Origin of the sequence: Wenjunlia vitaminophila DSM 41686, from assembly GCF_000380165.1 — a bacterium.
GTDB classification, from domain to species: Bacteria; Actinomycetota; Actinomycetes; order Streptomycetales; family Streptomycetaceae; genus Wenjunlia; species Wenjunlia vitaminophila.
Window position 1 is genome coordinate 1 of the sequence record NZ_KB904693.1, and the last position, 13024, is coordinate 13024.

A 13024-nucleotide genomic window follows, 5' to 3' on the forward strand; every position below is an offset into this window, starting at 1 on the left:
CTGGCGCTGAGGGCGCAAGACCCCCGGGAGCGCTGCTCCCGGAGGCAGCCTGAGCCAGGAATCCCCTCCCTTCAGGGAGGGGAGGATTCAAATCGACGGACCACTCCACCGGCCCGGCCGCGACCGGTGCGCTCGACCACCGCGGTTCGTTCACCGGCGATAACGATTTGTGCAAAATCGGTTCCGGATCGGGTCCAGGTGCAACCGTCGGTGGGGTCCACCGGTCGTAGTCGTAAGACCGTCGGGGGGACCGCCCCACGTCGCTCATTTCTGAAGGGTGTTGTCGTGATGCGTAGGACCGTGACCGCTGTCGGCTGTGCCGCGGCCCTCACCGTGGGTGTCGTGGCCTGTGGCACCGTGGAGAACCTGAGCGCCGGCCAGAAGGTCTCCCGGGCCATGGACCGGCTGGTGGAAGGGGAGTCCCTGTCGGTGACGGTGGACCTGGAGTCCACGCCCGACCAGTTGATGGCCATGGTCACTGACTCCTCCGATCCCATGCCCCCGGAAGCGGCTGACGTGTTGGCCAACAGCACGATCAAGTTGTCGGTGAAGGCCGACAAGCCGCTGAAGGACGCCAAGGAGTCCGACCTGGTCGCCGCCGAGCTGGTGTTCGCCAAGGGCAACACCAACCTGTTCGAGCTGCGCGTGGTCGAGGAGACCGCCTACGTCCGCGCTGACCTCGAGGAGATCGCCGCGATCTCCGGCGAGGAGATGCCCCCGGTGGAGACGATCAAGAGTGAGCTGCCCCCGGGGTCGGAGTTCGCCGAGCGGTTCCTCGACGGCGGCTGGGTCGCCATGGAACAGTCGGAACTCGAGAAGAGCAGCAAGATCGTGGAGGACTACACCGGCGAGGACACCGGTTGGGACTCCGAGTCCGCGCCCAGCCTGAGCGACTCGGCCAAGGACAAGATCTTCGGCGCCGTCAAGCAGGCCCTCGGTCAGGGCGTGACGATCGAGGAGAAGGGCAAGAAGGACGGCACCGAGCACCTCCGGGTCAGCGCTCCCGCCCGGACCCTGCTCAACGGCCTGGTGGACAAGCTGAAGCCGCTGGAGAGCGAGATCCCCGGCGCCGAGCTGCCCAGCTCCTCCGACATCCAGGACGTTCCCAACCGTCGGGTCGCGATGGACATGTTCCTCAAGGGCAAGGACCTGAAGAAGCTCACCGTCGACATGGCCCAGTTCGACGACGAGCTCAGGAGCGCGGGCAAGCTCCCGCTGTCCCTGTCGTTCGACAAGGGCGGCATGGTCTGGGCGCCCAAGGACGCCGTCAAGATCACGTCTGCGGACCTCGAGAGCCTGATGAACGGCGCGGCCGGCAGCAACTACGACGACGGCGGCACGTTCGAGGACGACAACCCGTTCGGTGGCGACCCGGCCGACGACAACCCGTTCGGTGACGCGAGCCAGGACGCGGGCAACCCGTTCGACGCCACCTGGACGTCCGCGATGTCCAGCGCGTACCCGGGTCTGTCCCTGCTCGAGAGCGCCTGAGCGCACCCCCCACGCCTCACCAGGACGGCGCGGGCCCGGTCCGACCGGCGGAGGATCACTCCGTCGGCCGGTCCGGGCCCCTGTCCTTTCCGGTGCGCACCTGACGGGGCAGGTCGAGGGCGGTCGTGTCGGTGTACTCGCGCACCGCGCTGGTGCGGCTGACCACCCGCCCGCGGTGCACCACCACCCGGCTGTAGCCCACCGAGAGCACCCCGGCGACGCAGTCCCCGCGGACCGCGAGCAGCTCGGCCGGGAACCCGGCCTCGAGCCGCACCTCGGGGAGTCCCATCACCGCCCGCGCCCGGCCACTGACCGCCTCGTAGGCGTCCGCGGCGTCGGTCGCCCCCCAGGACGCCAGCAGGTACGCCGACTCCAACGGGTCCGCCCGGCCCACCGGGTTCGCCTGGTCCCGCAGCGCCCCGCCGCCCGCGGCCACCCGCACCCCGGCCGCCCGCAGCGCCCGGACCGGGGCGACCCAGCCGGCGCGGCCCCCCGCCAGCGTTCCGCACCCGCCCTGCGGCAGACACACCACCGCCACCCCCGCCGCGGCGAGCTGCGCCGCGGCCCTGGCCACGGCGTCCTGCGGCAGTCGTGCCAGGCCCTCGCACGGTCCGATGGTCACGCTGGGCCGCAGCCCGCCGGCCATCGCCGCCAGCCGCCCGAGACGCGCCGGGTCGGCCGCCTCGCTGTGCAGGTCCACCGCGCAGCCGAACTCCGCGGCCAGCCGGAGCACCGCCTCCACGTACCCGGCCGGGTCGGGGTCGAGGTCCGGGCAGCCCCCGACCACGGACGCGCCCATCTTCAGCGCGTCCCGCAGCATCGCCAGGCTGTCCGCGCCGGCCACCCCGGTGAGCACCCGGGGCACCGCGACCGCCGAGATGTCCACCAGGCCGCGCAGCGCCCGCCGGGCCCGGAGCACCGCCTGCAGTGTGCGCAACCCCTGGACGTCGCCGATGCGGACGTGGGTGCGCACCGCGGTGGTGCCGTGACCGAGCTGGAGCAGCGCCGCCTCGGTCACCCGCCGCTGCACGTCCTCGGGGCCGTCCGGCGGGGGCCCGCCGAGGCTCTCCGCGGTCAGCGCGGTGTCCAGGTGCGCGTGCGGCTCGGCGGGGGCGGGCAGCAGCAGGTACCCGGACAGGTCGAGACCGGGACGCTGGTCGCCCTCGCCGGACCCGTTCCGGGGCGCGGCCAGGCTTCCCGGGGTGCCCACCGCCTCGATGCGTCCGTCGCTGAGCCGCACGTCGACGGTGCGGCCGTCGGGCAGCCGCACCCCCGACAGCAGCAGCGTCTCGGCCTCGGGCTGGCCGTCAGCGGTCGGTTCCTGACCGGCGGGGCCGGAGGACCCGCGGGAACGCTTGCTGCCGGGCATGGCGCTATCTCCTGCTCGACTGGTTGTGGGACGGGTTTCGAAGGCGTGCTGGTCGGTCGGCTCGGGCCGTACATGATCACGTGGTTCGAGCCTAGGACGACGGGCCGCGCGCAGCCGGGAGGAGGGAAATAGTCGTACTGGTGCGGTCGGATTCCGGTGAGTGCCGGGGACGCCTCCGGACCGGGGCGGCCGCCCCCGGATCGCCGGGCCGGCGGGGCGGGGACGGCGGTGGTCGGTGGGCCGGTCGGGGCGCCCGCGGAACGGGGCAACTGGCTGGTGGCGCCAGTGGATCGCCCGTCCGGATACGGATTTCACCTTCGGCGACGAACGGTGTAATGTCTTCCTCGCTCGCCCCAATAGCTCAGTCGGCAGAGCGTCTCCATGGTAAGGAGAAGGTCTACGGTTCGATTCCGTATTGGGGCTCGGATGCGACGGTGCCTCGTCGAAAGGCGGGGCGCATGTCCATCGTGGCGGTGTAGCTCAGTCGGTAGAGCAAGCGGCTCATAATCGCTGTGTCACCGGTTCAAGTCCGGTCACCGCTACCCCGCGTAGCCGATTGTGGGGTTGGTACCCCGGTCGGCTACTCTCGTCTGCGTACCTGGTCTTTTTCGCTCTAGGAAGGCACTCCAGTGGCTGCCACCGACGTTCGCCCCAAGATCACGCTGGCTTGCGTGGAGTGCAAGGAGCGCAACTACATCACCAAGAAGAACCGTCGGAACAACCCCGACCGGCTCGAGCTCAAGAAGCACTGCCCGCGCTGCAAGGCCCACACGGCGCACCGCGAGACCCGCTGACCTCGGTCGGGCGCGGCGTCCGCTCCTGGAGCCGTCCCCCGGGTGTCGCCCGGCCGGGTCCACCCGGCAAGCTTTGAGGCTGTCCCCGCTCGCGGGGGCGGCCTCGTGGCGTTGGCGGTGGCATGTGGGACACGTCGCCGCCGCCCGGCCCCCGTGGGCACCCACCGTTGCACCGTGAGGAGCTGCCGATGCCGCTGGACCAGTCCTTCGTCGGGCGGAGCTACCCGCCCACCAGGCCGTACGAGGTGGGGCGGGAGAAGATCCGCGAGTTCGCCGAGGCCGTGGGCGACACCAACCCCGTGTACACCGATGTCGAGGCGGCCAGGGCACAGGGGTACCCGGAGGTGATCGCCCCGCCGACGTTCGCGTTCATCCTCACGTACCAGGCGGCCGACCAGGTGGTCAACGACCCGGAGCTGGGCCTGGACTACAGCCGGGTGGTGCACGGCGACCAGAAGTTCGTGTACTCCCGTCCGCTGCGCGCGGGGGACCGGCTGACGGTGACCTCGCACATCGACTCGATCAAGTCGCTGGCCGGGAACGAGGTGCTCGCGGTGCGCGGCGAGGTGTACGACGAGGACGGCCAACACGTGGTCACCGGGCACACCGTGCTCGTGGCCAGGGCACCGGAGGGGGAGTGACGGTGGCGGCGCGGATCAGCTACGACGAGGTCGAGGTCGGCACCGAGCTGCCCGGGCAGCAGTTCCCGGTGACCCGGGCCGCACTGGTCAGGTACGCCGGCGCCTCCGGCGACTTCAACCCGATCCACTGGAACGAGCGGGTCGCCAAGGAGGTCGGGCTGCCCGACGTGATCGCGCACGGCATGTTCACCATGGCCGAGGCGGTCCGGGTGGTCACCGACTGGACCGGAGACCCGGGGGCGGTGGTCGAGTACGGGGTGCGCTTCACCAAGCCGGTGGTGGTGCCCGACGACGACAAGGGCGCGACCGTCGAGGTCTCCGCCAAGGTCGCACAGAAGCTGGATGACCGCAGGGTGCGGGTGGACCTGACGGTGGTGAGCGCGGGCGTGCGGGTCCTGGGCATGGCCCGGGCCGTGGTCCAGCTCTCCTGACGCCCCGGTCGGGCCCCGTTCCCCTCGGCCCCCGCCGGGGTTGACGGGGCCCCGCCCAGCGCTCCTGGCGGTGAGCCCGCCGACGCGCCCCTGGTCCCGCCCCCGCCACCTGCCGCGCGGGGGCCCGGCGAGTTGACTAGATAGTTATTACTAACTAAATTCCTCTCCATGGAGCAGAGGCGAACGCGGATGTCGGCCGGGGAACGTCGGGAGAGCGTCGTCGTCGCCGCTGTCGCCGAGTTCGGCCGCCGCGGCTACTACGGGACGTCGACCGAGGCCATCGCCCGGCGGGTGGGGGTGTCCCAGCCCTACCTGTTCCGGCTCTTCCCCGGGAAGCTCGCGCTGTTCAAGGCCGCCGCCGAGCGGTGTCTCGACCGGCTCGCCCAGACCTTCGCGCAGGCCGCCGAGGGGCTGAGCGGGGCCGAGGCCATGGACGCGATGAAGGAGGCCTACCCGCGTCTCATCGTGGACCGGGACCTGCTGATGATGCAGATGCAGCTCTACTCGGTCGCGGCCTCCGCGGAGGACCCCGAGCTCGGCGCGTTCGTCCGGCGGCGCTGGGTGGAGCTGTGGGACCTCGTGCGCAGCCGTACCGGCGCCGACGACGCGGAGATGCGCGACTTCTTCGCGATCGGCTTGTTGATCAACGCGCTGCTGTGCCTCGACCTCCCCGGGCGGCACCGGGCCTGGGCGGGTCTCGACGGGGCCTGCCGGGTGGCGGCGTCCTCCGCGTCCGACGAGCCCGACGAGCCCGACGCCCATCCGGAACCCGCGGCCCCCGCGGGCCCCGCCCCCTCCTGAAGCCCCCCGCCGGCCCGTGGCGCCGGCGACCGCGCCCCGCGCCGCACCGGATCACCCCCGTGCGCCCCAAGAACTTAGTGATCAATAACTATCCCGTCGGTCACCGGCCCACCAGCCCGCGGGGGTTCCGTGAGAGCAACCAGCCCCCGCGCGGCCCACCCGCACCGACGACCACACCGAGGAGCCCCCGTGTCCCACACCGCGGACCCGCCGCCCACCGCCAACCTCCGCACCGCCGTCTGGGCGCTGGTGGTCACCGCTCTCGCCGGCTTCATGGCCTCCCTGGACAACCTGGTGGTCACCACCGCCCTGCCCTCCATCAGGAACGACCTCGGCGGTGCCATCGAGGACCTGGAGTGGACGGTCAGCGCCTACACCCTCACCTTCGCGGTGCTGATGATGCTCGGCGCCGCGCTCGGTGACCGCTTCGGCCGCCGCCGGCTCTTCCTCATCGGGATCAGCATCTTCACCGGCGCCTCCGCCGCCGCCGCGCTCTCCTCGGGAGTCACCGGACTGATCGCCGCCCGGGCCGTCCAGGGCCTCGGCGCGGCGATCCTGATGCCGCTCACCCTGACCCTGCTCACCACCGCGGTCCCGCCCGAGCGCCGGGGCACCGCCTACGGCATCTCGGGGGCCGTCAACGGCCTCGCCGTCGCCATGGGACCCCTCATCGGAGGAGCCCTCACCGAGCACCTGTCCTGGCAGTGGATCTTCTGGCTCAACGTTCCGCTGGGCCTGCTCCTGCTGCCGCTGGCCCGGTTCCGCCTGGACGAGAGCCGCGGGCCCCACGGCCGGCTGGACATCCCAGGCACCCTGTTGGCCAGCACCGCCCTGTTCGGCCTGGTCTTCGCGCTGGTCAGGGGGAACGCGGACGGCTGGACCAGCCCCCAGGTGCTGACCGGCCTCGCGGTCGGCGCGGTGCTCCTGCCCGCGTTCGTCGCCTGGGAGCAGCGGGCAGCCGCGCCCATGCTCCCCATGCGCCTGTTCCGCAGCCGCGCCTTCAGCGCCGTCAACGCCGCCAGCCTGCTGATGTTCCTGGGCATGTTCGGGTCGATCTTCCTGCTCAGCCAGTTCCTCCAGAACGTCTCGGGCTACTCGCCCACCGAGGCCGGCGTGCGGATGCTGCCGTGGACCGCGATGCCGATGGTCGCCGCGCCCATAGCCGGCGTGCTGTCCGACCGGATCGGCGCCAAACCGCTGGTCGCCGCCGGACTGTTCCTCCAGGCCGTGGGCCTGGGGCTGTACGCGGTGGTGCTCGCCCCCGACGTCTCGTACCCGGCGCAGCTCCCCGCCCTGGTGGTCAGCGGGCTCGGGATGGGGCTGTTCTTCGCCCCCGTCGCGTCGGTGGTGATGGGCAGCGTGCGGCCGGAGGAACAGGGCATCGCCTCCGGCGCCAACAACGCGATGCGGGAGGTCGGCGGTGCCCTCGGCGTGGCGGTACTGGCGTCGATCTTCTCCGCCCGGGGCGGCTACGAGTCCGGACAGGCGTTCGTGGACGGCCTCACCCCGGCCCTGTGGGTGGGCGCCGCGATGGTGACGCTGGCCGCGCTCGCCGCCCTGCTGGTCCCCGGCCGTCGGTCCGCGCAGGGCCCCGGGCCCAAGGACGGACGGCCCCACACGGGCGGACGGCCGGCCCGGCATCCCGTCACCACCCGGTAGCCGTCGCCCGCCCGGTCGGTGCCGAGGGTCCGTCCCGGGCGGGCCCCGCTCCGGCCCCCACATACCCTGGTCCCGTGCAGGAACTCCACGACGCCCCCCTGGCCCCCCTCACCACGCTGCGGCTCGGCGGGCCCGCCCGCCGGCTCGTCGTCGCCACCACGGAGGCGGAGGCGATCGACACCGTGCGCGCCGCCGACCGGGCCGGTGAGCCGCTGCTCGTCGTCGGCGGCGGCAGCAACCTGCTCATCGGCGACCAGGGCTTCGACGGCACCGTGCTGAGACTCGCCACCACCGGTTTCGAACTGGACGGCACCGAGCTGACGCTCGCCGCCGGCGAGGTGTGGAGCGACGCGGTGGACCGCTGCGTCGCCGCCGGGCTCGCCGGTGTCGAGTGCCTGGCCGGCATCCCCGGCTCGGCCGGCGCCACGCCGATCCAGAACGTCGGTGCCTACGGCCAGGAGGTCTCCGCCACCGTCACCGAGGTCACCGCCTACGACCGCGACGACCGGCGGACGGTGGTGCTGGGCAACGCCGACTGCGCCTTCTCCTACCGGCACAGCAGGTTCAAGGGGAACCCCGGTAGGTACGTGGTGCTCAGGGTCCGGTTCCGGCTCGCCGACGCCGGCGGGATGTCCGCGCCGGTGCGGTACGCGGAGGTGGCCCGCGCCCTCGGGGTGGAGCAGGGGGACCGGGTGCCGGTGGCCACCGCGCGGGACACCGTGCTGCGGCTGCGCGCCGGCAAGGGGATGGTGCTGGACCCCGACGACCACGACACCTGGTCCGCGGGCTCGTTCTTCACCAACCCGATACTGGACAACACCCAGTACGCCGCGTTCCTGGCCCGGGTGCGGGACCGGCTCGGCCCGGACGCCGTGCCACCCGCCTACCCGGCGGGGGAGGGCCACATCAAGACCTCGGCCGCCTGGCTGATCGACCGGGCCGGCTTCACCAAGGGCTACGGCACCGGGCCGGCCCGGATCTCCACCAAGCACACCCTGGCGCTGACCAACCGCGGAACCGCCAAGACCGAGGACCTGCTCGCCCTGGCCCGCCAGGTCCGGGACGGGGTGCGCGAGGCGTTCGGGGTGGAACTGGTCAACGAGCCGGTCATGGTCGGCGTGGGTCTCTGACCGCGGCGGCACCGCCCGCCAGCCAGTCGTCGATCCCGGCCAGCAGGGTGTCCCGCACCTGCGGCGGGGCCGTGGACGCCCGCACCGACTGCCGGGCCAACTCGGCGAGCTCCGCGTCGGTGAAGCCGTGACTGACCCGCGCCAGCTCGTACTGCGCCGCCAGCCGGGAACCGAACAGCAGCGGGTCGTCCGCACCGAGCGCTATCGGCACCCCGGCGTCGTACAGGGCGCGCAGCGGCACCAGCTCCGGCTTGTCGTACACGCCCAGGGCCACGTTGGACGACGGGCAGACCTCGCAGGTCACCTCGCGCTCGGCCAGTCGCCGCAGCAGCCGGGGGTCCTCCGCCGCGCGCACCCCGTGCCCGATCCGGGTGGCGTGCAGGTCGTCCAGGCAGTCCCGGACGCTGCCCGGGCCGGACAGCTCCCCGCCGTGCGGCGCCGCGAGCAGGCCGCCCCTGCGGGCGATGGAGAAGGCACGGTCGAAGTCCCGGGCCAGCCCGCGCCGTTCGTCGTTGGACAGCCCGAATCCGATCACGCCCTGGTCCCGGTACCGCACCGCGAGGCGGGCCAGGGTCCTGGCGTCCAGCGGGTGCCGGGTCCGGTTGGCCGCCACCACCACCGCCATCCCCACCCCGGTGTCCCGGGAGGCGGACCGCACCGCGTCGAGGATCACCTCGAGCGCCGGGATGAGCCCGCCGAGCCGGGGCGCGTACGAGGTCGGGTCCACCTGGATCTCCAGCCACCCCGAACCGTCGGCGGCCTCCTCCTGCGCCGCCTCACTCACCAGGCGCCGGATGTCGTCGGGGGTGCGCAGCACCGACCGGGCGATGTCGTACAGCCGTTGGAACCGGAACCAACCACGCTCGTCGGTGGCCCGCAGCTTCGGTGGCTCGCCCGACCCCAGGGCGTCGGGCAGGTGTACCCCGTACCGGTCGGCCAGCTCCAGCAGGGTGGCCGGGCGCATGGACCCGGTGAAGTGCAGGTGCAGGTGGGCCTTGGGCAGCAGGCGTACGTCACGTGGGCGTTCTTCCATCCTGAGATGGTGCCGCACTGTCAGGACGCGCAGGTAGCAGATCCACGAACGAGACGGGGCCCGGGGCCGGCCGTCCGCTGCCCGCCACGCCTCTGCCCGCCGCGCAGCTCGGGAGCACACGCCCCGACGACGACGGGTCCGTGCCCGACGGTGCCGGACACGGACCCGTCACCGGGCACCGGCCGTCAGGCCTTCGCCTCGCCCAGCAGCTTCTGGAGCCGGGAGACGCCCTCGACCAGGTCGTCGTCGCCCAGCGCGTAGGACAGCCGCAGGTACCCCTGGGTCCCGAACGCCTCACCCGGCACCACCGCGACCTCGACCTCCTCGAGGATCAGCTCGGCGAGCTCCACCGAGGTGGCCGGCCGCCGGCCGCGGATCTCGCGGCCGAGCAGTGCCTTGACCGAGGGGTAGGCGTAGAACGCGCCCTCGGGAACCGGGCAGGTGACCCCCTCGATCTCGTTGAGCATCCGGACGATGGTGCGCCGCCGCCGGTCGAAGGCGGTGCGCATCCCGTGGACCGCGGAGAGGTCGCCGGAGACCGCGGCGAGCGCCGCCACCTGCGCCACGTTGCTGACGTTGGACGTGGCGTGGGACTGGAGGTTCGTCGCCGCCTTGGTCACGTCCTTGGGGCCGATCATCCAGCCGACCCGCCAGCCGGTCATCGCGTAGGTCTTGGCCACGCCGTTGACCACGACGCACCGGTCGGCCAGTTCGGGCACGAGCACCGGCAGCGAGGAGAACGCCGCGTCCCCGTAGACGAGGTGCTCGTAGATCTCGTCGGTGAGCACCCACAGGCCGTTTTCGACGGCCCAGCGACCGATCTCGGCGACCCGCTCGGGCGGGTAGACCGCGCCGGTCGGGTTGGACGGGGAGACGAAGAGGAGCACCTTGGTGCGCTCGGTGCGGGCCGCCTCGAGTTGCTCGAGCGAGACCCGGTAGCCGGTGGTCTCGTCCGCCACCACGTCCACCGGCACCCCACCCGCCAGCCGGACCGCCTCGGGGTAGGTGGTCCAGTACGGGGCGGGCACCAGCACCTCGTCGCCCGGGTCGAGGATCGTGGCGAACGCCTCGTAGATGGCCTGCTTGCCGCCGTTGGTGACCAGCACCTGGCTGGCGTCCACGGCCAGGCCGGAGTCACGGAGCGTCTTGGCGGCGATGGCGGACCTCAGCTCGGGCAGCCCCCCGGCCGGGGTGTACCGGTGGTACCGCGGGTCGCGGCAGGCCTCGGCCGCGGCGTCCACGATGTACTCGGGCGTGGGGAAGTCGGGTTCGCCGGCCCCGAAGCCGATGACCGGTCGGCCGGCCGCCTTCAACGCCTTCGCCTTGGCGTCGACGGCCAGGGTCGCGGACTCGGAGATCGCGCCGACCCGGGCCGAGACCCGGCGTTCGGCGGGGGACTGTGCTGGGGAGGTAGCTGCGGTCATGTCTGCATCGTCGCAGACGCCGCCGGGGGCGGGCACGGGAGATCTGCCACGGCCCCGCACCGGTTCCTGTTCGACCGGAGGGCACTTGACCACGTACACTCTTGGGTCGGTGGCCCTCCACCTCATGAGGCACGCCTCGGCGAACGCCTCACCGTGGTGTCATGCGGTAGGTTGAGGGGACTGCAGCAAAGGGCAATAGCTCAATTGGTAGAGCACTGGTCTCCAAAACCAGCGGTTGGGGGTTCGAGTCCCTCTTGCCCTGCTACACGCATCTCCATCACGGTGCGTGCGACCCTATGTTGAGAAGCACTCGCCGTGCGGCCGGGAAGGCTCGCGACGGGGCATGACCGGATCAGGTGAGGATGAGTGACGGAAGCCCTGGGCTCCACCGCGACGCCTGAGCGTGGTCGTCCCGAGGACCAGACCAGCCCGTCGCGACGGGGCAAGCGTAAGAAGAAGGGCCCCCTCGGGCGCATGGGGACCTTCTACCGCCAGATCATCGCCGAGCTGCGCAAGGTCGTCTGGCCCAAGCGCAACGACCTGGTGACGTACACGACGGTCGTCATCGTCTTCGTCGTCGTCATCATCGCCTTCGTCTCCGTGTTGGACCTGGGCTTCGCCAAGCTCGTCGAGTGGGTCTTCGGCTGATCCCCCCCGCGGAAGAGCGGGCCCCGGGGCCGCCTGACCGCACTGGTTCCACCCCCTTGATTTCAGGAAGAAGCCAACGTGTCTGACCCGGACCCGAACCTGTACGAAGCCACCGAGCCCGCCCCGGGCGAGGAGGCGACGACGGCCGACGAAGCCGCGCAGCAGGCCGCGTCCCCCGACTCCGTGGAGCTGGGTGAGGACGTGGCCGAGGAGTCCACGGAGCCGGAGGCCGCCGGGGGGGCCGACGCCGGGGAGACCGCCGCGGAGGAGACCGCCGCGGAGGAGGCCGAGGAGCCGGTTGCCGAGCCGGCCGCCGAGCCCGACCCGGTCGCCGAGTTCCGCAGGTCCCTCCAGAGCCTGCCCGGCGAGTGGTACGTGATCCACACGTACGCCGGCTACGAGAACCGGGTGAAGTCGAACCTGGAGACCCGCGCCGTCTCGCTGAACATGGAGGAGTACATCTTCCAGGCCGAGGTGCCGCAGGAGGAGGTCGTCCAGATCAAGAACGGCGACCGCAAGACCATCCGGCAGAACAAGCTCCCCGGGTACGTGCTGGTCCGGATGGACCTGACCAACGAGTCCTGGGGCGTCGTCCGCAACACCCCGGGGGTCACCGGCTTCGTCGGCAACGCGTACGACCCCTTCCCGCTCACCCTGGACGAGGTCGTCAAGATGCTCGCCCCCGAGGTGGAGGAGCGGGCCGCCGCCGCGGCGGCCGAGGGCGGGGCCGCGGTCCCCAGCCGCAAGGTCGAGGTCCAGGTGCTGGACTTCGAGGTCGGCGACTCCGTCACCGTCACCGACGGTCCCTTCGCCACCCTCCAGGCGACGATCAACGAGATCAACGCCGACTCCAAGAAGGTCAAGGGCCTGGTGGAGATCTTCGGCCGGGAGACCCCGGTCGAGCTGTCCTTCGACCAGATCCAGAAGAACTAGCGCCGTTCCGGCCGTCCGGGCCCGCCCGGCCGGCCGGTTCGACCGACGACGTCCGTCCGGGCCGGCCCGGGGGTCAACCCCGGCCCGGCCCGCTCGGTTTCCAGCCGTGCCGCGACACCCGTTATCGTGGTGCGGTATGCCTGACGTCCGGCCGGAGCCGGACCGGGGCGAACACCTCTCACTCAAGGACCCGGAGAGAGCATGCCTCCCAAGAAGAAGAAGGTCACGGGGCTGATCAAGCTCCAGATCCAGGCCGGCGCGGCCAACCCGGCGCCGCCGGTGGGCCCCGCGCTGGGCCAGCACGGCGTCAACATCATGGAGTTCTGCAAGGCGTACAACGCCGCGACCGAGTCGCAGCGCGGCATGGTCGTCCCGGTGGAGATCACGGTCTACGAGGACCGGTCCTTCACCTTCGTCACCAAGACTCCGCCGGCGGCCAAGCTGATCCTCAAGGCCGCGGGTGTGGACAAGGGCTCCGGCGAGCCGCACAAGACCAAGGTCGCCAGGATCACCCGGGACCAGGTGCGGGACATCGCCACCACCAAGATGCCCGACCTGAACGCCAACGACCTCGACGCCGCCGAGAAGATCATCGCCGGCACCGCCCGTTCCATGGGCATCACGGTCGAGGGCTGACCCTTCCCCGCGGCCCACGGGCCCGCCGGCAGTC

The 13024-nt window shown here is 72.0% G+C and carries 13 protein-coding genes and 3 tRNA genes; 13 read left to right on the top strand and 3 right to left on the bottom strand.

Going from position 1 to position 13024, the window contains the following annotated elements; translation table 11 throughout:
* The first annotated feature begins 288 nt into the window (after positions 1-288).
* Positions 289-1491: a hypothetical protein gene (locus A3IG_RS0120920; RefSeq protein ID WP_018385551.1), complete on the top strand. Its 1203-nt coding sequence runs from the start codon at positions 289-291 to the stop codon at positions 1489-1491.
* A gap of 55 nt (positions 1492-1546) precedes the next feature.
* On the opposite strand, the gene A3IG_RS0120925 is transcribed toward A3IG_RS0120920, so the two are convergent.
* Positions 1547-2860 (bottom strand): amidohydrolase family protein, encoded by a 1314-nt coding sequence (locus A3IG_RS0120925; protein ID WP_018385552.1) that lies wholly within the window; start codon positions 2858-2860, stop codon positions 1547-1549.
* Positions 2861-3210: 350 nt separating this feature from the next.
* Between A3IG_RS0120925 and A3IG_RS0120930 the strand changes: the two genes are divergently transcribed.
* The 8 genes from A3IG_RS0120930 (at position 3211) to A3IG_RS0120965 (ending at position 8316) form a co-directional block, all read left to right on the top strand.
* A tRNA-Thr gene (locus A3IG_RS0120930) sits at positions 3211-3283 on the top strand.
* A gap of 46 nt (positions 3284-3329) precedes the next feature.
* Positions 3330-3402, top strand: a tRNA-Met gene (locus tag A3IG_RS0120935).
* A gap of 87 nt (positions 3403-3489) precedes the next feature.
* The gene (rpmG, locus tag A3IG_RS0120940) at positions 3490-3654 is read left to right on the top strand and encodes a 50S ribosomal protein L33 (RefSeq protein ID WP_018385553.1); all 165 of its coding nucleotides are present in this window, start codon (positions 3490-3492) and stop codon (positions 3652-3654) included.
* 188 nt (positions 3655-3842) lie between these two features.
* Positions 3843-4295, top strand: a complete 453-nt coding sequence (locus tag A3IG_RS0120945) for a MaoC family dehydratase N-terminal domain-containing protein (protein WP_018385554.1) — start codon at positions 3843-3845, stop codon at positions 4293-4295.
* Between the two features lie 2 nt (positions 4296-4297).
* On the top strand, positions 4298-4726 hold the full coding sequence (locus A3IG_RS0120950; protein WP_026220497.1) for a MaoC family dehydratase: 429 nt from the start codon (positions 4298-4300) through the stop codon (positions 4724-4726).
* 168 nt (positions 4727-4894) lie between these two features.
* Positions 4895-5527, top strand: coding sequence for a TetR/AcrR family transcriptional regulator (locus tag A3IG_RS30700; RefSeq protein ID WP_236719061.1), 633 nt, complete (start codon positions 4895-4897; stop codon positions 5525-5527).
* 189 nt (positions 5528-5716) lie between these two features.
* Entirely contained in the window at positions 5717-7186 is a 1470-nt protein-coding gene (locus tag A3IG_RS0120960) for a DHA2 family efflux MFS transporter permease subunit (protein WP_018385557.1), read from the top strand.
* A gap of 74 nt (positions 7187-7260) precedes the next feature.
* Positions 7261-8316: a UDP-N-acetylmuramate dehydrogenase gene (locus A3IG_RS0120965; RefSeq protein WP_018385558.1), complete on the top strand. Its 1056-nt coding sequence runs from the start codon at positions 7261-7263 to the stop codon at positions 8314-8316.
* On the opposite strand, the gene A3IG_RS0120970 is transcribed toward A3IG_RS0120965, so the two are convergent.
* Both A3IG_RS0120970 and A3IG_RS0120975 read right to left on the bottom strand, forming a co-directional pair.
* A complete protein-coding gene (locus tag A3IG_RS0120970) occupies positions 8294-9349 on the bottom strand; it encodes an adenosine deaminase (protein WP_018385559.1) in 1056 nt (351 codons plus the stop codon). The two genes, A3IG_RS0120965 and A3IG_RS0120970, sit on opposite strands and share 23 nt — an antisense overlap.
* A 185-nt stretch (positions 9350-9534) precedes the next feature.
* Complete coding sequence (locus A3IG_RS0120975; protein ID WP_018385560.1) at positions 9535-10773, bottom strand: pyridoxal phosphate-dependent aminotransferase; 1239 nt, start codon at positions 10771-10773, stop codon at positions 9535-9537.
* A 189-nt stretch (positions 10774-10962) separates the two neighbouring features.
* Here A3IG_RS0120975 and A3IG_RS0120980 point away from each other — a divergent pair.
* The 4 genes from A3IG_RS0120980 (at position 10963) to rplK (ending at position 12990) form a co-directional block, all read left to right on the top strand.
* Positions 10963-11035 (top strand) — tRNA-Trp (locus A3IG_RS0120980).
* Positions 11036-11139: 104 nt separating this feature from the next.
* Positions 11140-11421, top strand: coding sequence for a preprotein translocase subunit SecE (gene secE, locus A3IG_RS0120985; protein WP_026220498.1), 282 nt, complete (start codon positions 11140-11142; stop codon positions 11419-11421).
* A 78-nt stretch (positions 11422-11499) separates the two neighbouring features.
* Positions 11500-12354, top strand: a complete 855-nt coding sequence (nusG, locus tag A3IG_RS0120990) for a transcription termination/antitermination protein NusG (protein WP_018385562.1) — start codon at positions 11500-11502, stop codon at positions 12352-12354.
* A gap of 201 nt (positions 12355-12555) precedes the next feature.
* A complete protein-coding gene (gene rplK / locus A3IG_RS0120995; RefSeq protein ID WP_018385563.1) occupies positions 12556-12990 on the top strand; it encodes a 50S ribosomal protein L11 in 435 nt (144 codons plus the stop codon).
* The last annotated feature ends 34 nt before the right edge of the window (positions 12991-13024 follow it).

Excerpts from the sequence above, each read along its gene's own strand:
- A3IG_RS0120920 (WP_018385551.1), top strand. The coding sequence starts at position 289 with ATGCGTAGGACCGTGACCGCTGTCGGCTGTGCCGCGGCCCTCACCGTG.
- A3IG_RS0120975 (WP_018385560.1), bottom strand. The coding sequence starts at position 10,773 with ATGACCGCAGCTACCTCCCCAGCACAGTCCCCCGCCGAACGCCGGGTC.
- rplK (WP_018385563.1), top strand. The coding sequence starts at position 12,556 with ATGCCTCCCAAGAAGAAGAAGGTCACGGGGCTGATCAAGCTCCAGATC.
- A3IG_RS0120925 (WP_018385552.1), bottom strand. The coding sequence starts at position 2,860 with ATGCCCGGCAGCAAGCGTTCCCGCGGGTCCTCCGGCCCCGCCGGTCAG.
- A3IG_RS0120945 (WP_018385554.1), top strand. The coding sequence starts at position 3,843 with ATGCCGCTGGACCAGTCCTTCGTCGGGCGGAGCTACCCGCCCACCAGG.
- A3IG_RS0120970 (WP_018385559.1), bottom strand. The coding sequence starts at position 9,349 with ATGGAAGAACGCCCACGTGACGTACGCCTGCTGCCCAAGGCCCACCTG.
- A3IG_RS30700 (WP_236719061.1), top strand. The coding sequence starts at position 4,895 with ATGGAGCAGAGGCGAACGCGGATGTCGGCCGGGGAACGTCGGGAGAGC.